Genomic DNA, 24,864 nt, shown 5'->3' on the forward strand with positions numbered 1-24,864 from the left:
AGACTCCCTTCTCGTGATTGAATTTTTGTTTTTATTAGAATGTTATTTTGTTGTGTTTCTATTCGTTTGTTGTATTTATATAGGTATTTAAGATGGCATTAAAATCGCTATCTTTTATAAAACCTAGCGCTAATTCTTTATCGTTATTCATGGATTTTGGCCAACTTGAAACAATGCGTTCAACATTGTCATCTTTCTCGTAGGAAATAAAATCAAGACATGATTCACCCGCGATATTGACTAGGCTGGCAATCATTTCTTTTGGTGAAGTTTGTAATCCCGGTAAATTAACCGTGCGGAATCCTTCTAACGTTTTCGTATCCATTTGGCTTGCGTGAATAATGTTTTTAATTACCGTATTCGGGCTAGAGACCCATAAAGGTAAATCGACATCAACAGGACAGTTTGATTGTTCTTGTTTCAATGGTTCACGGATCATGCCACTGACAAAAGAAGAAGCGGCTTTATTCGGAACACCCGGTCGAATGCAAATGGTTGGTAGACGAACGGAAACCGCATCAACAAAGCTTTTTCGTGCGTAATCATTGACCAGTAACTCACAAATGGCTTTTTGTGTACCGTAAGATGAGCTTGGTTGCATCGCGGTCATGTAGTCGATTTTGTCTGGTAGTTCCCCACCAAAGACCGCAAGAGAGCTTGAAAAAACAAAGCGGATATTAGGATTAACGTGACGACAACGTTCTAATAAAAGTTGTGTGGCTTTCAAGTTAACCAGCATACCTAACTCGAAGTTTTCTTCGGCGTGGCTAGAGACGATGGCCGCTAAATGAAATACGTGAGTGGTGTTTTCATCAATAATATTATCGACTTCTTGTTGAACCGTAATATCGGTAACAATAGATTCAATTTTATGACTTGTTATTACGTTTTCGCTCAACTTAACTCTATCAACAACTTTAATCGTTTCTATCGAAGGGTATTGTTCTAATAGATTTTTTAATAGTTCTGAGCCTAAAAAACCAGCGCCACCAGTGATGATAATATTCATGTCATTGCCTTTTATTTTTAATTATTTTAATTACGTTTTTATAGGTACGGTTGTACCCAAGCTAATCCGTCTTCGGTTTTATTTTTTGGGTTGTATTCACAGCCAATCCAGCCCTTGTATCCAGATTTATCCAAGATATTAAATAGGTAAGGGTAATTAACTTCACCTTCTGATGGTTCGTGTCTTTCTGGTATAGAGGCGATTTGTATGTGCCCGGTATAAAGGGCGAGATCTTGAATTAAATGGGTTAGGTCGCCATCCATGATTTGAGCATGATAGAGATCGAGCTGCAGTTTTACATTGGGTCGATCGACTTGTTTGATTAACTCAACGGCCACTCTTTGGTTTGCGACAAAATAGTTTGGGACATCCCGGTTATTTAATGGCTCAATCATCAGCTCTATGCCGTGCTTGGCAAAAGCGTCTGCTGCATAACGAATATTTTGAATAAAAGTGTTCACGTGCTTTTCATAAGAAAAACGTTCATCGATTAATCCCGACATCGCATGCACTTTTTTACAGTTAAGAGCCTTGGCATAAGTAAGCGCAATGTCGACACTTTCTTTGAATTCATGTTCACGACCAGGAATCGCCGCAAAACCTCGTTCACCGGCATCCCAGTTCCCAGGCGGCATATTAAAGAGGGCTTGTTCCAATCCATATTGTTCGAGTTTTTGAGACAAAACGTGTCTCTCAAAAGCATAAGGAAATAAGAACTCAACGGCTTTAAAGCCAGCGTTGTGGGCTTTTTCAAAACGCTCTAAAAAAGGCACTTCGGTAAATAGCATAGTGAGATTTGCTGCAAATTGAGCCATTATTTTCCTCTCCCTTTTAAATCCATGACTTCTTCATCTGTTAAATAACGAATGTTTTTTCCATGTAATAGAAATGCCAGTTTTGCTGTTTCTTCTAATTCTTCTGCGTTATCAACGGCATCAAGAAAGTCGGTGCCTGTAATAATTGGGCCATGGTTTGCTAATAAGAAAGCACGATATTTCCCCGCTAATTTAGAGAGTTCTTCGGCAATTCGTGGAGAACCTGGGCGGAAATATTCCACGACTGGCAGCTCACCAACACGCATTACGTAATAGGGCGTAAAGGCTTTAATGGCATTGCTATGATCTAAATTTTCTAAGCATGAAAGCGCGGTAAGGTAGGTTGAATGCAAATGCACAATAGCATTGCAGTTCGGATCTTTTTCATAAATAGCCAAATGAAAGGCCACTTCTTTGGAAGGGCGTTTACCTGAAATATGGTTTCCTCCTTTATCTACCACAGAAAGCTCATCAGCAACTAATCGGCCAAATGACGAACCTGTCGGCGTTGCTAGAAAATGGCCATTGGGTAACTTGAGTGACAGATTTCCTGCTCCGCCAGTGGCGTAGCCACGTTCAAACATTGAACGAGCTAGGTTAACCATTTGTAGTCTTAATTCATTTTCGTTCATTTAAAATACTCCTGAGCGGCCGTGAAAAAGGCTTCGTTTCCGAAATTGCCAGATTTAAGGGCGAGGGAAAGATCGCTATTGATTGATTTCACCCAAGGCACACCCGGAGCGATTTGTGGGCCAATATGAAATCCGTCAACTTGCAGGCTTTGAGTGACCACGCCAGAGGTTTCACCACCGGCGACGATAAAGTTACGAACACCAAAGGTTTGAAGTTTAATGGCCAATTGACTGAAAAGTTGTTCGACGGCTTCACTTGATGCTTGTGCGCCATATTGTTGTTGAATATTTCTTAAGTCGCTGGCATCGGCTGTGGCGTAGACCATCGGAGCCATTTCTTGATCCAAATGACTTCTCACCCAATCAAATACTTCATCGCTGTAGCTTTCTTGGTTTAAGCATTGATCAATATTAATCGCGAAATGTGGGGCTTTGTCTTTATAAGCATTTACTTGTTTATTGGTCATCACCGAACACGATCCAGAGAAAATCACGGTCGCGGCTTTATGTGGATAGCCTGCTTGCTTTGCATCGGTTTGATCTTGTAAATGTTCGCCCCAGTTTTTGGCAATGCCTGCCGCTAAACCTGAACCGCCAGTGATGAGTTTTAACTTAGTAATCGACGCTCCAATTGCATCTAAATGCTCGGCTTTGAATGCATCAACCACTGCATAGCGCTTTCCTTCCGTTTTTAATTGGGTAAAACGAGCTTGAATATGGCTAACACCTTGTTCAATGGTTTGGTAATTAACGAGCCCGGTTTCACCTTGTGATTGCGCATTCATTAAATGGATTAAATTTGAATCCGTCATCGGTGTGACAGGGTGATGACGCATACCTGATTCGCTTAAAAGTTGCCCCATAACAAATAAGTGTCCGTTAAAAACAGTACGGCCATTAACAGGGAGGGCTGGACAAACAATGGTGAAATCTTCATTTAATGCATTCAGCAGGGCATCCGTGACAGGGCCAATATTGCCTTGGGCGGTACTATCAAAAGTAGAACAATATTTAAAATAAAATTGCTGACAACCCTGTTGCTTAAGCCATTCAAGCGCTTGAAGTGAATCCGTAATGGCTTGCTCGGTTGGGCAAGAGCGAGATTTCAAGCTCACCACGACCGCATCCGCATTGATCTCTAAAGGTTGAGAGGGAACGCCGTTGACTTGAATAGTACGCATCCCGTTTTCAACTAAGAAACCCGCAATATCAGTCGCACCAGTAAAATCGTCTGCAATGACACCTAATAACATATTATTTCTCCCTATTTTTTTGACTGGTCTTTTGAAACACCCGGTAGATCGATACCATCAAAAATTTTGATTACCGCACTATCATCTTCTTTTCCAAAGCCTGCATTACTTGCTGAAATGAACATATTTAATGCAGTACTGGATAATGGAAGAGGGAATTGCAATTCTTTTGCCGTATCCGCGACTAAGTTAAGATCTTTCACGAAGATGTCGACCATGGATTTTGGGGAATAATCACCGTCTACGACATGTTGCATACGGTTTTCAAACATCCATGAATTCCCCGCCGCATTGGTGACGACGTCGTACATTAGATCAAGAGGGATATTGGCGCGAGCGGCTAATGCCATCGCTTCAGCACCAACCGCAATGTGCACACCGGCTAATAGCTGATGAATAATTTTAACGGTTGCGCCTAAGCCAATTTGCTCACCAATGTTGTAAACTTTAGCGGCAGTGGCATCGAGAACGGGTTTTAACATCTCGAAAGCAAGGGCAGAACCCGATGCCATAATGGTCATATCCCCCGTTGCCGCCTTAGCTGCTCCGCCTGATACGGGCGCATCAAGCATGATCAATTGGTGCTGTTGTAATTTTGCCTCGATCTGTTTCGCATCGTCAGCGGAGATAGTGGCAGAAACCATGACGGCGGTATGTGGGTTTAGCGCTTCGGCTAAACCTGAATCAAATAGCACAGCATTAACTTGTTTTGCATTGACCACAAGGATGAGTACGGAATCTAATTGTTTGGCAAAGTCGAGCGGATTACTCGAAACGTCTTTGGCTCCAGCAAGGCTTAACTCTTCTAATGCCGTTGAATTTAAGTCGATACCAAAAACATCTAACCCTGCATTAATACACGATTTAGCCGCGCCCATTCCCATTGAACCTAAGCCAATCACACCTACGGATTTCACTTGATTGCTCATCTTTCACCTGCCGAATAAATGTTAAATAATGTTTATGTTTGTGATTATAGTGGACGGATATATTTAATAACGTGCTTTTTATCACACAATTTAACATATATTAACATTCAAGGTGGTCAGGTATCATAATTAAAGAAGCTTTAACGCTTTATTCAGTCTGTGATGCAGCTATCAACTCATAAGTTCACATTTATTCACATGTGTGTGATTGTTTGATAGACTTTATTCCTAACACATTGAGTGGATGATAAAAAATGATTCCGGCAGAAAGACAAAAAAAGATTTTGACCTTATTAAAAAGCCAAGAAGTGGTCAGTATTTCCGAGTTAGTCGATTTACTTAATGTTTCTCATATGACCATTCGTCGAGATATTGAAAAGTTAGAATCGATAGGGAAAGTCAACTCGGTTTCTGGTGGGGTGCAATTAACCCAAACGCTTCATAGTGAACTTTCTCATGATGTAAAAATCACGCAATTTTCTCTTGAGAAAGAGAAGATAGGGCAAATCGCCTCCAATGCGATTATTCCTAACGCGACGATTTATTTAGATGCGGGTACTACGGCTTTAGAAATTGCTCACCAGATTAGTCAGCGAAATGATTTACTGGTGATCACAAACGATTTTGCAATTGCGGCGTATTTAATGGCTCATTCTGTTAACGATATTTATCATACTGGTGGAAAGGTGGACCGTGAAAATCAGTCTACGGTAGGCTCGAAAGTCGCGGATTTTTTATTAAGTATGAATATTGATATTGCTTTTGTTTCAACCTCTTCATGGAATATGAAAGGGCTTTCTACGCCGAATGAAGACAAAGTGGTGGTAAAACAAGCTATTGCAAAAGCGTCTAAATCAGTTTATTTGATCTCGGATGCGTCAAAATACGGCAAAGTTGCGACATTTCATGCATTAGATATTGAGAGTATAGATACGATCATTACCGATTCGACATTGCCAGAAACGGTGAGATTAGAATTAAAAGAGAAAGGAATAGAAGTATTGAGTGCGTAGTTTCAAGAATAAATAGCCCAAGTAGCTGATTAGAAACTTGGGCTTTATATCATTAACGACTTGATGCCGCTAATCCAATCCCAAAACTAACAAAAACGCCACCACTGATTTTATTTAAAGCGGTACTGCCCTTTTTAGAGGAAAGTTTAGATTTAGCAAAAGAAGCAAATAGGGCATACACTGAATGAATCACGAGTACTAATAGGCTAAACGTCACGGCCAGTAGGATAAACTGCGGTTGATATGCTTGTTTCACGTCAATAAATTGTGGAAAGATGGACATGAAAAAGATCACTGCTTTTGGGTTTGAAATTGATACTAAAAAGCCTTCGATAAAACTCTTTAGCAAAGAACTTTCTTTATTCCTAGCATGTATATGATGGGCACCTTTTCCTCGGAACATTTTGATACCAAGATAAATGAGATAAATGGCGCCTGCAATCTTGATAGCATTAAAAGCCATCGCTGAACTGGCCAAAACGATGCCTAAGCTAGTAGCGGAAATAATGGCGACGAGTAGAATGGCCAAAGCAATCCCCAGTATTCCGGAAAGAGATTTGAGTAAACCTTTTTGAATGGAGTTATTGATTGTGAGTATTACCGCCGGACCTGGCAATAAAATGGTGGCCATGGCGACCCCCACATAAATAAGATAATTATCCACACATTTTCCTTAATAATGTTAACTGAATTTTTCGAAAACTTGCTGTTCGGTAAGGTTTTCTGTTTCATTAGAAAACGCGTAGAAGTTGGGTTTCTTATCAATGAATATTTGCTGTTTGAAAGTAAAGTTCGTTTCTTTTTCAAATAGCCCAACGGGAACCATGTAGTCATCCGTCGGTTTGAGGTGATAGTACAAATGCGTTCCGCAATGTTGACAAAATGCTCTTTCAGCCCATTCAGAAGAATTATACGTTTTAATATGTTCACGCCCAGTGATATTTATGCCTATTTTACAATGCACACTGAGAAAAGGACCGCCTCCCCAACGACGACACATACTACAGTGACAGGCTTCGAATTCATTAAGTTCATTGGATTCTATTGTGACCGATTGACAAAGACAGGTACCCTTCATAAATATTCCTTATTTAACCGTCTCAAAATAACATGTTGACTCGGTTTCGAGCTTTTCGAATATACACATTGTCGGTTGGTTTCTTTATTTATGCAAAAGTATTATTTATATAAAAACATTCTCCACCATAATACCCGGCAAATTGGTGGTGTAATATTTTAATCTAACCTTAATGGTGGGCAATAAAATGAAGGCTGGAGGGGTAAAGAAATGTTAGGCAGTAAAATTACTGCCTAATCAATGGCTTAGTTATTGTTTTTTGCAATGTTCGCTATTTTGTTGATGGTTTATAATGAACTGACTGCTGCTAGATGTTTTTCCGGTTTAAACGTTAAGTCTCCCCAATCGATGATATTGTCATCTTCAGCAAGCTCATACACAGAGTCCTGAGCTAAGTGGTTGATAATCTTGGCAGCGCGCCATGCGGCTAAGCTAAGCTGCGGCTCGGCAATACCATGATTATCGGTGCCTGAATTTACAATGTAAATACTGTTGTTTTTCATTCCTTTCCATTGCAAGCAATAATCGGAAGAAAGCAAGATGCGATCTTGTTCATCTGTCATGATGTATGGCCTTAACTCATCGAGACATTGAGGTAAATCATGGTTAAAACCGGTACATAAAATCACGATATCGGCGTTAATTGTTTCAACTTGTTTGGTTAAACCGTGTTGAATATCTAATTGATATTGTCCATTAACTCTTCTGCTGGAAATTAAACTTTGGTGCGTTTTAATTTTCCACCAACGTGGGTTTCGTAATACGTATTTATCATGATAGAGCCTTTGATAGATCCCTTGCAGACAATCAGACGTGACGCCGTCACTTGCTAGTTTTTGATGAGAGACTTCCTGCTGTTTGTTGGATGAATCTAATTGATAAAATTGATTCACATAATCGGGCATAAAGTATTGATCGGTAAAGCAACCTTCATCCAGTTGTTCGATATTGGCTCTTCGGCTTATCCATTCAATATGAGTCGGTTTACCAAATTGTTTATCAAACGTATGCTGGAAAATATCAGCACCAGTTTGACCGCCACCAATAATGGCCACTCGTTTTCCGGTTAAATCTGGTGAACGTAATGCTAATTCACTGGCGTGAAAACACGTTTCAGAAACGAAAGGCTGAATGCACTCTGGTACATGTGGTTGCATACCCGTACCAATAACTAAATGTTGGCTATTAAACACTTCTTTATCGGTTGTGATACGGAAATGGTCTTGTTCAAACGCTACTGATTTTACGTCACAGCCAAATTGGGTATTGGGTAATTGATGCGCGGTCCAGCCGAGATAATCCGAGAACTCAAGACGAGAAATCACCGACTGACCAGAGGCGCAGAATGGGTAAAATTTTCGTTGAGTGACTAAGTAGTTTAAAAAGCTATAAGGGCTAGTTGGATCAACAGCGGTAACAAGATCTTTTAAAAACGAGGTTTGCATTTTTGCATCACTCAATAGCAACCCTGGATGCCAACTAAAATGACTTTTTCTTTCTAAGAACAGCGTTTTTAGATGAGTTTTCTCTTCATCCGATAGAGCGGCAATACTTAAATTAAAAGGGCCTAATCCGATGCCGATACAATCGAGAATACGGTCTAATTTTTGGGGAGTTGTCATAATGTGTTCCCTACTTTTTGCCTAAATAATTAAAAGATAATGTGTTGAAAGAAACGTTCGCGATCACATTGAAGCAATGCAGCACGCTTGTGTAGAAAATCAAATTCAAATTGTTTCTGCATACCGATTCGTTCGGTGATTTTTACTACGCGATGGTTTTTTGCGTTGGGTTCACCGAATAACCTCATTGTTTGAGGTTCACTTACAAAGCAATAGTGGAAAATAGATTTACCCCAAGCATCAAAGAAAGTGCCGCCACGGTAATCAAAATTACCTACGAGGATATGAATACCGCGATCAAAAGCTTGGTGATCGTAATATGGGCCAAGGCGATCTTCGGGAGTCCAATACACTTCAAAATAACCAAATGGGACACCATCAAATTCACCAATCACGGCGAATTGATGTGGGTCTTGGTCTAATTTTTCCAAGTATTCTCGGTGCATGGATAAACTGCCCTCTAATTCCCATACAGGGTGAATAATCGGGTGGTTATGCCATTGATTGAAAATGGCGAGATCACGCTCGATATCAATGACTCTAAAAGTAAGCGTTCGTTTTAAGTGGTAACAGTAGCGTTGAAAGACTTGACCCACCGGTTTTTTGGGGCGCGTGGGGTGTGAAATGCCATTGGCCGCAGTGTGCATTGTGTTGTCGGTTTCGGCTTGTTGAAGGTGCCAAATAGGGGCTTTTTGTAGAAAGGTAGAACGTGATATTTTACCGTCTTTATCAATTAATTCTTGCACGAAATCAGGCCAAGTTGCGCTCGTTACGTGTTCAGTTTTGAAGCGATAGAAAGCGTGTTCTAGTGCGCTCCACCACAATAAAATATCGTCAATATTGGCATCAAAATAGGTGTTTTCATCTCGGTGAACGAGGTCAAATTCAGCTTGTTTTTTCCATATTCAAATAGATTGAAATGAAGATGAGACTGTTGATCTTCTTCAATGATGTTGTCTAATTCAATGCAGACATAACGGTCGCTTGATAAAGGTTTATGTACGCGTTCGGTCTTTTCTTCATCATAAAATGGATTTTTTATTGAGCAGTATATTTGGCTAGGATCAGGTAAGGTAGCTTCATTGAAATCGGACAGGAAACATAGGAAATTTCGTTTCCAATGTAGTGTTGGTGAATCAAGTAGATAATCATAGAAACTGGCATCTTTGGGGTGTGCGTTGCGTAACGATGAAAACTTGTGCTGGCAGACTTTCCAAAGCAATGATTCTTTAATCTCAAGACTTGCAGCAATCGCGGTGATCGTGTTGAGTAATGTATTGCCAATTAAATAATAAGCAAGATAAGGGTTCACGGTATCACTTGAAACAAAGTATTCGGGTTTCTTGTCAGTAAAAAGAGCCGAAAATCGTTTCAGTGCAATATCCGTTAAAGCAATTCCCTGACAATCTCGATACTTCATGCCGACAGGTAAATACTCTTTTATCTCTAATAGGATATTTTGTTGGTGAGCGAGTAAGATGATTCCGTAATCACTGCGAGCAATACACAGTGGTGCAATGACGTTATCTAAAAAGTTTGATAGCCATTGGTTTGCGGCATCCACTATTTCAATATTTTGTTGTTCGGCATATTGCTTAACCCAAGCACCGATTTGGTTGCTCTCTTTATTGCTATCTTTGTTTTGACTGAAACCTACGGTTTGATTGGTTGCCATCGTATGGGTAAATTCATGGCTAATGCTTTGGTTTACCGTGGCGAGTAAGTGAATATTGGCACTCTTATTGATTGATGCTTCTCCGTGCTGAGCATCAAAAAAGACATTCTCTCGTAAGCATACTAAAGGTAAGTCGAGACATTCCCCTTGTCGATTTTTAATTGAACACCATAGTGGTTCTTGAAGAAATTCCGTCGTTGGCATCCGTTGTTGCATTTCTTTACCCGTATCTGAGTCGAGTAATTGGCTAAATTGAATACCACGTTTGGCTTCTTTTTCCGTTAATAAGCGCAGTGAATTGGTCAATTTTACGGGCAGTGATACTTTCAACATCCAATTTAATTTTGGGTGATAAATAGCGCGACTCGATGATGTCGCCGTCCAACCTTGTGTACTGAGGTGGCAGTCGATGACCTGATCTTGTAAATCGAGAGCTTCTTTACTTTCTCGCCAGGCTTTCGCTTGTAACGGGTGCATAGGCAAAGCCAACCAGCCTTGTTCTATGGCATTTGGAGTGGCTCTTAATCCTTTCGTATTCTTTTTTGAATCAATAGTCAGTGAGTCAATGGCAAGTGAATCGGTCAGTAGTTGCTTCATTGTCGTGAACACATCATGATAAATGCTCTGTGAAGCAACATGATCAGGGTTGACTGCAAACCACTCAATTGCAAAATTATTTGCATGTTCTGGTAGGTAAGTTTGTTGATCAATTTGGCTTAATGGCTCACAACTTTTTGGGGCGGGGTGCATGCTATGCCCACCGATTAATGACTGTTCAGAAGTAATGAACCCCAAGTGGTTATCGCTTTGTTTCGTTAACCAAGCTTGATTGACAGTGTTTATGTAGCGATCAGATTCGCCCACTCGATTAAAAAAACGATCATGGCAATCTGCCGATAAATAAGGGAAGTAGTGCTCTACGACTCGTTGAATGGCCGTTGGAAAATCGATGAGGGTTGCACTGTTTTGCCATTTGTCTTGTGTGGCATCGCTATGAAATATGTCACCTTGGTAGCGATGTCTACCCAGTTCCGAATGAAAGTGTAATGGTAAAGCCAATTGAGATGAATCAAGAGGAACAAATAACGTGTTGTGCTTAACCGTACAAGCATCTGTTTCCATCGAAAAGCTGTTGAAAAAGCTTTGAAGGCTAAGTGGATGATGCTGTAAAAATGACTTGTCAGGTTGCATGTTTAGTCCTTGTTATGGTCAATGAAATAAAAGGGTTATATAGGATTACGATTGATATTTTCTGCCGTCGATCCGTGTTTTCTTCGCAACATCACCGCACAAATGAGTAAGCTGATAATGCCGGTAATTAGGAGGTACTCGATGTTCAATTGCAGATACAAAATCAATGATGCACATCCGGTACCAATCAGGTGGCCTGAAGAGTGAGCTTGAGCGAGTAACCCACTTAATTTGCTGGTATGTGCCGAGTGGTTATCCACCAAGAGCAGTTGTTTAGAATACCAAGCGGGTAAGTTTGATAACGCGATGGTGAAAGTTACGCTTAAAGCCAGTAGTGCGATCAGATTGTATGGGGTGAAAGCGAGTAATGCGGCGGTGGCAAATAAAGGCCAAATAATGCTGTGCCACATAAAGGTAGGGTAAGCCATGCATTTTGGAATTAGCCAGAGTTGATTGATTGCCATTATCACGCTAATACATACCATAATACTCGCTAGATACTGGGATATTTTCTGATCGTTTAGTCCTAGCTTTGATAAATAGGGGATCAACATAAGTTGGTAAATTGCGACTAATAATGTCGTAAAAATAGCGGTTAATAAGGTTAAATAATGTCGCTTTGCCAGTGACCATGATGGTGAAGAAGAGGCCGATGATTTGATGGGTTCACCTTCATATTTAATGCTGTTTTTTGCCAGAATATTGACCAGTAATAAGCTGATGAGGATTGGTACGATGGTGAGAAGTAATATATTTGGCAGTGCAAAGGGAATGAAAACAAAAGCTGGGCCGATTAATCGACCAAGAGTCGCCATTCCACTTAATTGAGAAAGTTTATTTAATTCGGGTGGTTGTTTGTGCGCTAAGTAAGTTTGCCCTATAGGCATGAAAGCACTACTGAATAGACCAAGCCCTAAACGGCTCAATGACGCAAGCCATAATAGTGGTTGTTCAAAGTGAAAGAGAGCACTGATAAAGAGTATATGGCAGCCAATATAACCAATCGAAGCAATAATATAGGAAGAGGTTAGGCTGAGTTTTTGAATGTACTTTCCCCATATACCAGATCCAATCCAATAACTGATTAAGTTCACATTCAATGCTAGTGCAATGATTCCAAGTTCATGCCCTTGAGGGTCAATGCCGAAGAGTTTTGCTATTTGAGGTAGCAGGGCAATCAAGAGTGTTTGATTTATTCCCAATGTAAATAATGAACCTAATAACCACATAATTTAAATGCAAATACTAATGATAATAATTATCATTATAATTATCATTATAATTATTGATCTTTAGGGGGGATGTCAATACATTAGGGGAAATATTGACATTTATCTCGTGCTACATGTTTTATCACTAGCACTTATTTTCATTATTAATCAAATTATTAAATATTTTAGGGGGAAAGGTGAAGCAGAAATATTGGGAACAAGCAAACCGAAAGTTAGTGGCAAAAACATTGAGCGAACTTCATTTCGAGCAGCTACTTGAGTTCAATGTAAAGGATTCAAATGAAGGTATGGGCTCCTTATCTAATGCTGTTAAATGTTACCAAATAGAATGTGGTCAACATCTTTGGCAATTTAAGGCCGAAATTAGCGTGTGGGGAATGCTGTTGGTGAATAATGAATCAATTCAATCCACTTTAATTCAACCGACTTCGTGTTCATCAAGCCATCGCACAGTACCGTTAATCAATGATTTATTACTCGATCTACAAGACACATTGAATATTAGTGATATGAACTTAGCGGGATTTATTGAAGAAACGCAACAGACAATGTGGAGTGAAATAAATGCTCTGGCAGCCAGAACAGGAATGACCGCGTACGACATGGTTTAATTGGATGAAGTTTCTCGTCAGCAATATTTGGATTCACATCCCAAGTTGATTGCAAATAAAGGTCGTTTGGGCTGGGGAGAAGAGGAGTTAACTCGTTATTCCCCAGAGTCGGGTCAGCCTTTTAATTTACATTTATTAGCCATTGATAAACACATTAGCATCACCGGATTTCAAGAGGGGTTATCGGCTAAGTCGTTATTTTCATCATTTGTATCTGAATCTGAATGGCAGCAGTTATTGAACAAGCTGCCTGATGGTGGGCTAGATCATTTTGACATTATTCTTGTTCATCCGTGGCAGTTACAACGTTATTTAAATAGCCAGTTTTTACAATATTTCGTTGAAGGTAAGATCATTGACCTTGGTGAAACGACGATGGGGTGGTTAGCCCAACAATCGATTCGAACATTAACATCGGTAGATGCTAATGTGAATGTGGACATTAAAACGGCACTCACTATTTTGAATACTTCTTGTTACCGAGGTATTCCTGGTCAATATATTGCTCATGGTGCACGTATTTCAACGTGGCTTGCAAACTTAGTGAATCAAGATGAACTGTTCCAATCGCATGGTTTGTATGTCCAACAAGAAATTGGAGGTGTGTATTGTCCTCATCCGCATCAATCAAAGCTCAGTGGTGCTTATCGATACAGCGAAATGCTGGGTTGTATTTGGCGTGAGCGCGCAGAATCCATCTTACCGTCAAATCAAAGGCCTTTATCAATGGCGACATTGATGCAAGCCGATGAACAAGGGATATCTTGCATTGAAGCGTTAATTGAGCTTTCAGGAAAGTCGGCAGAGCTTTGGCTTAAAGCCATGTTTAAACATGTAGTAGTACCTATTTATCACTTGATGGCGAAATATGGCGTGGGAATTGTTGCTCATGGGCAGAATGTGACATTGGTTCTAGAGGATAATTTTCCAGCTGGTTGTTTAATAAAAGATTTTCATGGTGATTTACGATTAATTGATCAGCCTTTTGAAGAGTTAAATTCATTAGATGACGATATCCAGAATAACTTAGTGAGATTACCCGCTCATTATTTAATTCATGATTTGCTGACAGGACACTTTGTCACGGTTTTACGCTTTGTTTCACCTTGGTTGAGTCGTATGGGGGTTGCCGAAACACAATTTTATCGTTATTTGCATGAAGAAATTCAAGCCTATCAGGTAGTGCATCCGGAGTTGTCTGAGCGATTTATGATGCTCAATTTACTGACGGAAAAGATAGAAAAAGTTTGTTTGAATAAAGTCCGATTTAAAATTGGTTTAGGTGATAGCAGTGAAAGGCCCTTACCTGAGTTAGCTGACCCTATTTTAAACCCACTACTGGCACATACTCGTTTAACTTGGAGTGGTCGTGAAGAGAGGATCGATAATAAGTCAGTAGATACCTCAATTACTTAATACATAACATTGTACCTAAAGTAATTGGGGCTGATTTTTAATAAAATGTAACCACGAAAAGTCAACACTCTTTAGTCTCGGGTTTATTTATTGTGATGAATACAGGCTGTTATCAATATAATTAAAATTTGTTATTGATACGGGTTATGATAATCATTAGTATTTACCGAAAAGTAAGGTTTGCTCAATTTAGGCTGTGATTTTTTATGTTCAAGTTAACCGATGTTGAATTTGGCACTCAAGGTAAAACGATTTTAAACTCAACGTCCATCGAGTTTGAAGTGGGTAAGGTGACGAGTTTGCTTGGGCATAATGGTAGTGGTAAGTCGACATTAATTAAGATGTTGGCTCGTCAACAAATGACAACCAAAGGGCAAATTTCTTTAGACGGTAAGAATATTGATGAACTTTCCGCTAAAGAGTTTGCTTTAAAAGTCGCTTATCTACCTCAGCATCCTCCTATGGCGGATGGCGTAAAGGTTCGTGAACTGGTTCGATTCGGTCGATATCCGTGGAAAGGTTTGTTTGGTCGTTATAGTGACAAAGATGAAGCTTATATTGATCAAGCATTAGAACAAGTTGGGCTTTCTGCTATGCAAGATCGTTTCGTTGCGACATTGTCTGGTGGGGAACGACAACGAGCTTGGGTAGCCATGTTACTTGCTCAGCATAGTGAATGTATTTTACTTGATGAACCCACCTCTGCATTAGATGTGGCACACCAATTTGAATTGTTAGCTTTAATCCGTGATCTCAACGAGAGCCTAGATCTCACAGTTATTATGGTTTTACACGATATTAATATGGCGGCTCGATTTAGTGATCGTATGGTAGCGCTGCATTCTGGTCGTGTATTAGCCAGCGGTTCGCCAAACGATCTTATGCAACAAGATATTTTACAATCAATTTATGGTATTGATTTAGGGTTATTTATTCATCCTGAAACTGGCCATTCTATTAGTTATATTCGTTAGTTCTTTATTTTGAACAATAGGAAAGCAGTTTTCATGGAAGTATGGTCATTCAATGTTTTATCCATATTTAAAAAATTCGCATTAGTGACAATACTGATCTTGGCCAGTTCTACGATTCACGCTCAGGTTTTTCAACATGAAATGGGTCAAGTGGATCTGAAATCGACACCAATCAAAGTGGTGTCGTTAGATTGGGTGCTAACGGAGCATTTATTAGCGTTAGGAGTGACGCCTTATGGTATTGCTGACGTTAAAGGCTATCAATCTTGGGTTGTCAAACCGATATTACCTGAATCCGTTATTAGCATTGGATCAAGACGAGAACCAAACCTAGAGCTTCTTGCGCAGATTAAACCAGATCTTATTTTAATGAGCGATGTAATGAGCCCCGCGTTTGAAAGATTAAATGCGATAGCGCCAACCATGGTATTGAGTGTCTATACCGCTAAGAACGCTCCTTTAGAGGCGGCAAAACAGCAGTTATTAACCTTGGGAAAAGTACTGAACCGTTACGAACAAGCACAGCAAGTGATTACCGATTTTGAACAGACCATTCAATCTAATAAGCAGAAGATTGAAATGGAGAATTCAAGCGTATCAGATGTATTATTTCTGCGGTTTATTGGGGATAAACACATACGAATTCATGGTGAAAACTCGTTAACTGGCGAAACAATGAGTGCGATGGGATTAAAAAATGCTTGGACTCAACCTGGTAATACTTGGGGATTCAGCTCAGCCACTATTCAACAGCTTGCACAATTACAAGATGCACAAGTGTTTTATTTTGGGCCTTTGAGTGCGGAAGATAAAAAAGTATTGTCGTCTAATCCTATTTGGAATGTGATGAAGTTTGTTCGAGATAAAAATACTTATGAATTACCGCCAATTTGGACATTTGGTGGTTTGATTGCCGCGCAGAGATTAAGTGATTTTGTCACCGAAGAGCTGATTCATTCAGACTCTGTAAACCATCAAGATCGAAAAATGGCAGACTTAGAATAAATTAATGGATACTGCTTTGTTTTCTACCACAAGTCGACTGTGTTCAAAACACGTGGTTATCAGGCTAAGTATTGCACTGAGCATTCTGCTTGCTTGCGGATTACTGATTCAAAATAGCTTGCCCTATCCTCTGCCTTTCTCTTTGTGGGGAAAAGTACTGTGGTCGCCAAATATGGAAAGCTATCAACAAGTAATTTTGCATTACAGTTTCTTCCCTCGTTTAATCATGGCTTTGATCTGTGGTGCTGGCTTGGCGCTAGCAGGATGTGTGATGCAAGCCGTTTTGCGCAACCCTTTGGCTTCACCAACCACACTAGGCGTTGCTTCTGGGGCGCAATTAGGGATTGCGATTGCCTTACTGCTCCCCCTACAAGACTGGGCATCACTGCATTCCATTTTTTTCTGGCTAACGCCGCAATGGTTTGCATTTGTTGGTGGTTTATTCGCGACAGGATTAGTGTTTCTACTTACTGCTAAAAAAGGTTTTGCACCACTACAAATGGTGCTAGCGGGTATGGTGGTGACGTTATTTTTTGGCTCGTTAAATATGGTATTGATCTTGTTTAACGAGCAGCAATTGACTGGGCTGTTTATATGGGGAGCAGGAGCGCTTGATCAAAATGATTGGCAAGGCGTCCAATCATTATTTCCTCAATTATTATTAGCTTTTGCCTTATTAACGTTTATCCAAAGGCCACTTTCTATTTTACAGCTCGGAGAAGAAGTGGCCTCTTCCATCGGAGTAAAAGTTGGGATATTACGTATTGGCTCGTTGGTCGTGGCGGTATTTATTACATCGAGTATTGTCAGTGAAGTCGGGATTATTAGTTTTATTGGCTTAGTTGCTCCGTCTTTAGCGAAATTATTAGGTGCTCGTCGGTTAATGAGTCAACTCATCATCAGTACAGTACTCGGTGCGGTATTACTGCTTTTAACCGATCTAATAGTGATGTCCTTTTCGGGAATGGCTGGTGATTTACTGCCAACTGGTGCGGTCACCGCTTTAATTGGTGCGCCTTGTTTATTGTGGTTATTGAGCCAGAAATCATGGTCTTCTAGTCAACGGTTTGAAGTGTCTAATAACCCAAGCTTTGTCGATAAACCGTTTATGCCCGTTTTCTTGATAGCCAGTGGAGTGTTAATCGTATTGTTCTTTTGCTCTTTGTTTATAGGGCAAACCCCACTAGATTGGAATCTCTCTTGGCCAAGTGCGTTATTTGAGAACTCGGTGTTTGATCTGCGGATGCCGAGAATCGTAGTGGCTATTTTTGCGGGGTGCGCCTTGGCATTGGCAGGCTGCATTATTCAACGCATTACTGGTAATCCTATGTCTAGCCCAGAAGTGATGGGCATAAGCTCGGGAGCAGCATTTTTTCTGGTACTAGGAGTGCTCTTTTTTGGCTCAATTACCCGCAGTGAACAAATGTTACTGGGTGGGTTTGGTGCTTTTTTAGTGATGTTTCTCGTTTGGTGGTTAAGCCGAAAAAGTCAGCTTTCACCAGCCAGAATGCTACTTACCGGCGTGGCGTTAAGTGCGTTTCTCGACTCATTGATTCGGATCTCACTTGCCAGTGGTAATGAACAAGTGAAAGCCTTACTGGCTTGGTTATCGGGTTCGACCTATTTAGTTGCTTGGGCGGATGCGCAAGTATTGATTGCTGGTACGATTATTCTTGGTGGCTTGGTATTTGCTTGTCATCGTTGGCTTGATGTAATGGCGCTGGGAAACGTTACAGCCAGTGCATTAGGTATTAATACCTATCGAATACGCCAATTGCTTATGTTGCTTGCTTCGTTGTTAACCGCCGTCGCGGTGGTGGTGGTGGGGCCATTAAGCTTTGTCGGACTTCTCGCGCCCCACATGGCAAAGTCATTAGGACAGTATACGGCTCGCCACCAAATGTTATTAGCTTGTGTGATTGGTAGCAACATCATGTTATTGGCAGATTGGCTTGGGCGTAATATCTGGTTTCCTTGGCAAGTGCCTGCTGGATTATTGGCTTCTTTGATTGGCGGTGGGTATTTTATTTATTTACTTCGACGATCGTAATGTTTCCCGTGACATCAGGTAATTTAAATTTCGCTGATGTAGACAATCGATATCCACCATGCTTGAAGTTGTCGTTTCAAGTATGAAGGAAATAAAGGACCGATAGTTATCGCTGATAAGCGATCATTGAGTCCTAATAAATTCCCTATGAATCCATTTTTCAGATTCGATAAAGGGATGATTTTTACTTACACATAGTAATGCTTATCATTGGTATTACTATTCTTAAGTGTTGTAAGTAACTGTTGTGAAGTATAGAGATGAGTTTTTTAAAATTGCATACAATATAGAGAGAAATTTTCAAATGGAAATCAGTAGCTTAAAAGGATTGAAGTTAAAGCCACTTACGGTTGCCTTAACGTTATCAGGCATCACCAGTTTTTCTGTTAATGCCAATGCAGAAGAAAAACCATCTTCAATGGACACCGTAGTGGTTGTAGCCAGTACCGCCCCTAAAAGTATCAGCGATATTCCAGGAACGGTTTGGTATGTCGACTCTGAGCGTATTGAGCAAGAAGCACGCGCAGGAAAAAATTTAGGTGATATTCTAGCCGCAACGATTCCATCGCTAGATATTGGTAGCCAAGGCCGTACCAATAATGCCCAGAACTTACGTGGTCGTTCAGCTCTAATAATGATTGATGGTGTTTCTTTGAATTCATCACGTTCTATCAGCCGTCAATTTGACTCAATTGATCCGTTCAATATTGAGCGTATTGAAGTGCTTTCTGGTGCCACATCAGTCTATGGTGCAGGTGCCACTGGTGGCGTGATTAACATTGTGACGAAGAAAGCCAAATCTGGAGATGGTATTCAAGCTGAAACTTATCTTGGCGCAGGATCTGGTTTTAATAATAGTGATGATTATGATGGCAAGATCGCTCAGTCGATCAGTGGTGGTAATGATAAAGCTCGTGGACGAATTTCAGCGGTCTACCATGAAACGGGCGCAAAGTATGATGGGAATGGCGAACGTATTATTCATGACATCACTCAAGGCTCATTGCAGTATAATGAAGTCTTAGATCTAATGGCCTCGGGTGAAGTAAATTTAACGGATACCCAAACGATTTCTATTCTTGCTCAATACTATGATAGTCAACAAGATAGTCCATATGGTGTTGATTTTGGAAAGAATTTTGCGGGCCTAAGAGATCCTAGCCAAGTTGATCCCCGCGCGAAAGGTTACGAGTCTGACCAACAAGGTGGTACTGAGCGTTATATGCTCAACATGAACTACCTTAATACGGATTTCTTAAACCAACAGTTAATGATCCAAGCGTCGTACCGTAAAGAAAATATGTCTTTTATTCCCTTTATTTACGGTACCTACATGGCAGCTTCAGAACAAGATACAGAAGTAGTGAGTTTAAGAATGGCTTTATTGAAAGATTTCGGCCGTTTTAATTTAACTTATGGTATCGATGGGTATATTGACACTTTGGAAAGTAGCCAAACGATCTTTGATCCTGCGACGAGTTATGCAACAGGTGGCTTAGTCAACCGCTCTTATGCAACGATTGGTCGTTATCCGGGAACGGAAGTGGCTTCTATTGCTGGATTTGTTCAAGGTGAGTTCAACATTACCGATGATTGGACGGTTCAGGGCGGATACCGTTATCAATATATTAATAATACCGTTGATGACTATGTGGGATCCGATCAACAAGCACAAATAGCGTTAGGTCAATACCAATCGGCTGACAGCATTGATGGCGGTAGTACTGACTACAATGTAGGTTTGTTTAACTTAGGGACCTTGTATCGTATCAATAACACGAACCAAGTGTGGGCGAATTTCTCGCAAGGTTTTGATTTGGCTGATCCGGCTAAATATTATGGTTATGGTAATTATCAAGACAGCAATGCGGATGGCCACTTAGAATTAATAGACAGCATTAATGTTGCTGATTCTCAACTTGAAGGAATGAAAACGAACAGCTTTGAAGTTGGGATGCGTAACCAAATTGGTGAGTTAAGTATTCAAACGGCTGCGTATATTTCACTATCTGATAAGGTTATTTCTTATAATAAGAAGAACCTTTCAGTCACAGTAGCCGATTCTGACAAACGTGTGTACGGATTAGAAACCGAGTTAAATTATTGGTTTACCACTAACTTACAAGTGGGTGCTTCTGGGCATGTTGTTCGTACTGAAGAGAAAGACAGTAATGGTAATTGGGTAAAATCAGCCGTGACAACCGCGAGTGCATCTAAGGCAAGTACTTGGGTAGGTTGGTATGATGATCAATATGGATTGCGTTTACAAAGCAATACGATGTTTGATTTGAGTGATGACTTTAATAGCGAATTGAATGGCTATACCACCGTGGACTTTACCAGCTCTATTCAATTACCCGTGGGCAGTTTAGCGCTTGGCATTCAAAACTTATTGGATGAAGACTACACAACAGTTTGGGGTCAACGTGCTCAACTGTATTACGGTGGTTCTGCTCCAGCCGCGATCTTTGACTATAAAGGTCAAGGCCGAACGTATATGTTGAGCTATCAGGTTAAGTACTAATTAACATATTGTTTTAGTTAAACTTAAAGGTTTTATCTAAAACACATTCTAAATGGGCTGATATTCATAAGTGAATGTCAGCCCTTCTTATATCACTCTCCAGCTACCCACCTGTTTCATTGCGATATTGATATTTTAAGATCCATTATTTTTAGCATCATTAATGATTACATTTTTTGTAACCCAATTTTTGGGCAAAATTCAGAGCGTGAACCATACTGGCATTATGGATAAGTGTTTTCGCTAGAGTCGACAATCTCTAGCTTGGTGCGTTGGGAGATTGCCATGCAACGAGTCATATTTAAGTTTTCTCTCGAGGAATATCAGCAGCGTTTACTTAAAGTTCGTCAATCGATGGAAGTTCATGAGTTGGATTTATTGATCATTCACGACCCTGCTAATATGGCTTGGTTGACAGGGTATGATGGGTGGTCTTTTTATGTGCCCCAGTGTGTGATTATTTCAACCAGTGGTGATCCTATCTGGTTTGGGCGCTACTTAGATGCCAACGGTGCTTTGCGTACGGTTTATATGTCGGCAGAGCATGTGTATTGCTACCCAGATTATTATGTTATGAACCCTAAATGTCACCCAATGGAGCATCTGGTTAAAGCTGTCTTGGAGCCGAAGCTTTGGGACAGAGGCCGAATTGGTGTTGAAAAAGATAATTACTACTTCAGTGCTACGGCATTTGAATGGTTACATGACAGCTTGCCAAATGCTCAACTACTGGATGCAACAGGCTTGGTGAATTGGTGCCGAGCGATTAAGTCCGAGCAAGAATTGATCTATATGTACCATGCTGCCCGTATTGTCGAAAATATGCACCGTGTTGCGTTTGAAATGATAGAGCCGGGTTTACCTAAGCATCACTTAGTGGCTGAAATTAATCGCCAAGCGGTTCTGGGTTACGAGGGGCATTATGGTGATTATGCTTCTATTGTGCCGATGCTGCCTTCTGGCGCGGATGCTTCAGCACCTCATTTAACATGGGATGATCAACCTTTTCTTCGAGGAGAAGGGACATTTATTGAGATGGCGGGGGTACATCGCCGTTATCATTGCCCATTATCACGCACCATTTTCCTTGGGGAACCTGGAGATGAATTTAAGCGAGCCGATGAAGCGATGACCTTAGCGATAAGCGCTGCGATGGATGTTGCACGGCCTGGTAATACATGCGCAGATGTTGCTCATGCTTTGCAAGCAGTATTAGATAAAGCTGGGTTGAGCCGAGCAGGGGCGCGCTGTGGATACCCTATTGGTTTAAGTTATCCACCCGATTGGGGAGAGCGAACTATGAGTTTACGAGAGGGCGATCAAACCTTATTACAAGAAGGGATGACCTTTCATTTAATGCCTGGCTTATGGTTTGAAAGTTGGGGATTAGAGACAACAGAAAGCATTGTGATCACCAATTTCGGCGCTCAAGCATTGTGTAACTATCCTCGCCATTTATTTGTAAAACATTGATGAAATGTTTAATCAATAAATGATGAATAAATACTAGTGCGGAGGCTGTATGCAATTGGATCGCTACGATGTGAAAATTTTGAACATTCTTCAAAAAAATGGTCGGATTACTAAGTCTAACTTGGCGGATGAAATTAACTTATCGGTTAGTCCTTGTTGGGAAAGAGTGAAGAAATTAGAACAGGCCGGCATTATTGAAGGCTATGGTGCCAAAGTGAACATTAATAAATTGTTCAACCAGACATCACTCATGGTAGAAGTGTCGTTAAAGCAGCATCATGCAAACGCTTTCAAGCAGTTTGAGAAATTGATGAGTGAAACCTCAGAAGTGACAGATTGCTACGCGACGGGCGGAGGGGTGGACTATATCCTTAAAATACAAACGCAAGACATTGATCAATATCAGCGTTTAATCGACCGGTGGTTGGAATCAGATCTTGGCATTGAGCGTTATTATACTTATATCGTCACCAAAACGATTAAGCAAAATGCTTCCCTAGTTGAATACCCCAATTGACGGTTTGCCTTAATATTCATTTTAGAGAGTGATGATTTATAGACGACTCTTAACTTTAGTGGCGGCCAACTTTAGTGGTGACCAATCTAACTCATCTATTTATCTTTAGTTTCTATTGTTCTTCTCTGAAAATATTGCGCTTCTCAGAAAAAAACGAATACATTATCAGCTTAAACAGAAAAAACATCATTAAATTCCTTTCTTATCAAAATTATTTACGCTTCTTTTTGCTTATCTTTTAGTTATGACAATCAAGAGATAAACGTGGAGGCAATAATGGATGCAGCAATTCAACATACTCACTCTTTTGGTTATAAACCCTCACATGACATGATGACCTGTTTATCTGATGTGCGTTTGGTGCGAAATCATGCCTACATGAATGGCAAGTGGGTGGATGGTTCGGACTTTCATCCAGTGGAAAACCCAGCCACTAATCAACCCATTGGGTATATCACCAAACTCAGTGCAGAGCAGATAGATCAAGCCATTGAAGCCGCGGATCGGGCGTTTCAGCCTTGGCGGCAGTTTAGTGCAGAGCAACGAGCTGATTATCTTATGCGTTGGTATCAATCAATTTTGGATGCTAAAAACGATTTAGCGCATCTGATGGTGATGGAACAAGGGAAGACTTTAGCCGAAGCCTTAGGCGAAGTGGAATATGGGGCTTCCTTTGTACGTTGGTTTGCAGAAGAAGCACGTCGAAGTTACGGAAAAACTATTCCAAGCCACATTCCTGATGCCCAGCTTTCAACGATACGTGAACCTATTGGTGTAGTGGGCTTGATTACCCCTTGGAATTTTCCTAATGCCATGATCACCCGTAAAGCGGCGGCGGCATTAGCCATTGGCTGTACTGTTGTGATTAAACCCGCAAGCGATACTCCTTTTTCGGCATTAGCGTTGGTGGAATTAGCGGATCGTTGTGGGTTTCCCGCGGGAGTATTCAATATCGTCACTGGTGACGCTGCGATGATTTCTAAACAGTTATGCAGCTCACCTAAAGTGAAAGCTTTGTCTTTTACTGGTTCGACAAAAGTCGGGAAATTATTGTTAAAGCAAGCGGCTGATACGGTTAAGAAATGCAGTATGGAGCTAGGGGGTAATGCCCCATTTATTGTGCTTGATGACATGAATGTCGATCAAGCGGCAAAAGCGGCGGTTGATGCAAAATTTCAGACCTCTGGGCAAGACTGTTTAGCGGCGAATCGAATTTTTGTACCTCGGCGTCATTATGGTGAATTCTTAGCCTCATTTACCCAACATATGAGTCGCATTGTGGTGGGAAATGGCCTTGATCCTAATGTAACTCTTGGGCCACTTATTTCACTACAGGCTGCGCAACATGCCGAGGATTTGGTTCAAGATGCACTCGATAAAGGCGCTCGATTAATTTCTCGTTATCAAGGTCATTTACCCGGGCCTAATTACTATCCGCCCACATTATTGGCCGATGTCACATCTAAAATGAAGGTGTACCTCGAAGAAAACTTTTGTCCGGTTGCTGGGGTGTTGGCTTACGATGATTTAGATGAAGCCATCAAGATGGGTAACGAGACGGAATATGGTTTGGCGGCTTATGTGTACGGACACAATATTCACGATATTTACCGCTGCATGCGAGGGCTAGAGTTTGGCATGGTGAGTGTTAATTCAGTCAAAATGACCGGACATTCTATTCCTTTTGGAGGGGTAAAACAATCAGGGCTAGGGCGAGAAGGCAGCTGTTATGGTTTTGATGAATTTAGTGAAATCAAGTATTGCTGTTTAGGTGAATTACCCACCGTGAGTGGTTGCTAGGAGTGATTAGCTGCTAAGCATTTCATATTAACGACATGAAATAAC

General features: G+C 40.7%; 21 protein-coding genes. 10 read left to right on the forward strand and 11 right to left on the reverse strand.

Going from position 1 to position 24,864, the window contains the following annotated elements:
- Positions 1–58 precede the first annotated feature (58 nt).
- From denD to ltnD, 5 genes are read right to left on the reverse strand one after another with little or no spacing between them, the layout of a single operon-like run.
- On the reverse strand, positions 59–1,009 hold the full coding sequence (denD, locus tag VCASEI_RS14390; protein WP_089110619.1) for a D-erythronate dehydrogenase: 951 nt from the start codon (positions 1,007–1,009) through the stop codon (positions 59–61).
- Between the two features lie 38 nt (positions 1,010–1,047).
- Positions 1,048–1,824 carry a 2-oxo-tetronate isomerase gene (otnI, locus tag VCASEI_RS14395; RefSeq protein WP_086960306.1) on the reverse strand — a complete coding sequence of 259 codons (777 nt, stop codon included), beginning with the start codon at positions 1,822–1,824 and terminating at the stop codon, positions 1,048–1,050.
- The gene (otnC, locus tag VCASEI_RS14400; RefSeq protein WP_086960307.1) at positions 1,824–2,456 is read right to left on the reverse strand and encodes a 3-oxo-tetronate 4-phosphate decarboxylase; all 633 of its coding nucleotides are present in this window, start codon (positions 2,454–2,456) and stop codon (positions 1,824–1,826) included. The genes otnI and otnC overlap by 1 nt, the downstream gene beginning before the upstream one ends.
- Positions 2,453–3,709 (reverse strand): 3-oxo-tetronate kinase, encoded by a 1,257-nt coding sequence (otnK, locus tag VCASEI_RS14405; protein WP_086960308.1) that lies wholly within the window; start codon positions 3,707–3,709, stop codon positions 2,453–2,455. The genes otnC and otnK overlap by 4 nt, the downstream gene beginning before the upstream one ends.
- A gap of 11 nt (positions 3,710–3,720) precedes the next feature.
- Positions 3,721–4,638, reverse strand: a complete 918-nt coding sequence (gene ltnD, locus VCASEI_RS14410; RefSeq protein WP_086960309.1) for an L-threonate dehydrogenase — start codon at positions 4,636–4,638, stop codon at positions 3,721–3,723.
- A gap of 254 nt (positions 4,639–4,892) precedes the next feature.
- Between ltnD and VCASEI_RS14415 the strand changes: the two genes are divergently transcribed.
- Positions 4,893–5,651 (forward strand): DeoR/GlpR family DNA-binding transcription regulator, encoded by a 759-nt coding sequence (locus VCASEI_RS14415; protein WP_086960310.1) that lies wholly within the window; start codon positions 4,893–4,895, stop codon positions 5,649–5,651.
- Positions 5,652–5,703: 52 nt separating this feature from the next.
- Here VCASEI_RS14415 and VCASEI_RS14420 read toward each other — a convergent pair whose 3' ends face one another.
- The 6 genes from VCASEI_RS14420 to VCASEI_RS14445 form a co-directional block, all read right to left on the reverse strand.
- Complete coding sequence (locus VCASEI_RS14420; RefSeq protein WP_086960311.1) at positions 5,704–6,315, reverse strand: LysE family translocator; 612 nt, start codon at positions 6,313–6,315, stop codon at positions 5,704–5,706.
- 18 nt (positions 6,316–6,333) lie between these two features.
- The gene (locus tag VCASEI_RS14425; protein ID WP_086960312.1) at positions 6,334–6,729 is read right to left on the reverse strand and encodes a GFA family protein; all 396 of its coding nucleotides are present in this window, start codon (positions 6,727–6,729) and stop codon (positions 6,334–6,336) included.
- 287 nt (positions 6,730–7,016) lie between these two features.
- Entirely contained in the window at positions 7,017–8,351 is a 1,335-nt protein-coding gene (locus VCASEI_RS14430; protein ID WP_086960313.1) for a lysine N(6)-hydroxylase/L-ornithine N(5)-oxygenase family protein, read from the reverse strand.
- A gap of 29 nt (positions 8,352–8,380) precedes the next feature.
- Positions 8,381–9,097 carry a GNAT family N-acetyltransferase gene (locus tag VCASEI_RS14435; RefSeq protein WP_162621075.1) on the reverse strand — a complete coding sequence of 239 codons (717 nt, stop codon included), beginning with the start codon at positions 9,095–9,097 and terminating at the stop codon, positions 8,381–8,383.
- A 59-nt stretch (positions 9,098–9,156) separates the two neighbouring features.
- Complete coding sequence (locus VCASEI_RS14440) at positions 9,157–11,217, reverse strand: IucA/IucC family protein (protein ID WP_089110621.1); 2,061 nt, start codon at positions 11,215–11,217, stop codon at positions 9,157–9,159.
- A 35-nt stretch (positions 11,218–11,252) separates the two neighbouring features.
- Entirely contained in the window at positions 11,253–12,446 is a 1,194-nt protein-coding gene (locus tag VCASEI_RS14445; RefSeq protein ID WP_086960315.1) for an MFS transporter, read from the reverse strand.
- A 179-nt stretch (positions 12,447–12,625) separates the two neighbouring features.
- Between VCASEI_RS14445 and VCASEI_RS19575 the strand changes: the two genes are divergently transcribed.
- From VCASEI_RS19575 to VCASEI_RS14485, 9 genes are all read left to right on the forward strand, one after another.
- Positions 12,626–13,060: a hypothetical protein gene (locus VCASEI_RS19575; protein ID WP_197709605.1), complete on the forward strand. Its 435-nt coding sequence runs from the start codon at positions 12,626–12,628 to the stop codon at positions 13,058–13,060.
- Positions 13,061–14,476 carry an IucA/IucC family protein gene (locus VCASEI_RS14450; RefSeq protein WP_197709606.1) on the forward strand — a complete coding sequence of 472 codons (1,416 nt, stop codon included), beginning with the start codon at positions 13,061–13,063 and terminating at the stop codon, positions 14,474–14,476.
- Between the two features lie 206 nt (positions 14,477–14,682).
- Complete coding sequence (locus VCASEI_RS14455; RefSeq protein ID WP_089110622.1) at positions 14,683–15,450, forward strand: ABC transporter ATP-binding protein; 768 nt, start codon at positions 14,683–14,685, stop codon at positions 15,448–15,450.
- A gap of 33 nt (positions 15,451–15,483) precedes the next feature.
- Entirely contained in the window at positions 15,484–16,455 is a 972-nt protein-coding gene (locus tag VCASEI_RS14460; RefSeq protein ID WP_089110623.1) for an ABC transporter substrate-binding protein, read from the forward strand.
- Positions 16,456–16,471: 16 nt separating this feature from the next.
- A complete protein-coding gene (gene fhuB, locus VCASEI_RS14465; protein WP_226983403.1) occupies positions 16,472–18,505 on the forward strand; it encodes a Fe(3+)-hydroxamate ABC transporter permease FhuB in 2,034 nt (677 codons plus the stop codon).
- Between the two features lie 304 nt (positions 18,506–18,809).
- Entirely contained in the window at positions 18,810–21,029 is a 2,220-nt protein-coding gene (locus VCASEI_RS14470; protein ID WP_089110625.1) for a TonB-dependent receptor, read from the forward strand.
- 285 nt (positions 21,030–21,314) lie between these two features.
- The gene (locus VCASEI_RS14475; RefSeq protein WP_086960321.1) at positions 21,315–22,502 is read left to right on the forward strand and encodes a M24 family metallopeptidase; all 1,188 of its coding nucleotides are present in this window, start codon (positions 21,315–21,317) and stop codon (positions 22,500–22,502) included.
- Positions 22,503–22,551: 49 nt separating this feature from the next.
- Positions 22,552–23,019, forward strand: coding sequence for an Lrp/AsnC family transcriptional regulator (locus VCASEI_RS14480; RefSeq protein ID WP_086960322.1), 468 nt, complete (start codon positions 22,552–22,554; stop codon positions 23,017–23,019).
- A gap of 276 nt (positions 23,020–23,295) precedes the next feature.
- A complete protein-coding gene (locus tag VCASEI_RS14485; protein ID WP_086960323.1) occupies positions 23,296–24,819 on the forward strand; it encodes an NAD-dependent succinate-semialdehyde dehydrogenase in 1,524 nt (507 codons plus the stop codon).
- Positions 24,820–24,864: the final 45 nt, after the last annotated feature.

Origin of the sequence: Vibrio casei, from assembly GCF_002218025.2 — a bacterium.
In the GTDB taxonomy this organism is placed as follows: domain Bacteria; phylum Pseudomonadota; class Gammaproteobacteria; order Enterobacterales; family Vibrionaceae; genus Vibrio; species Vibrio casei.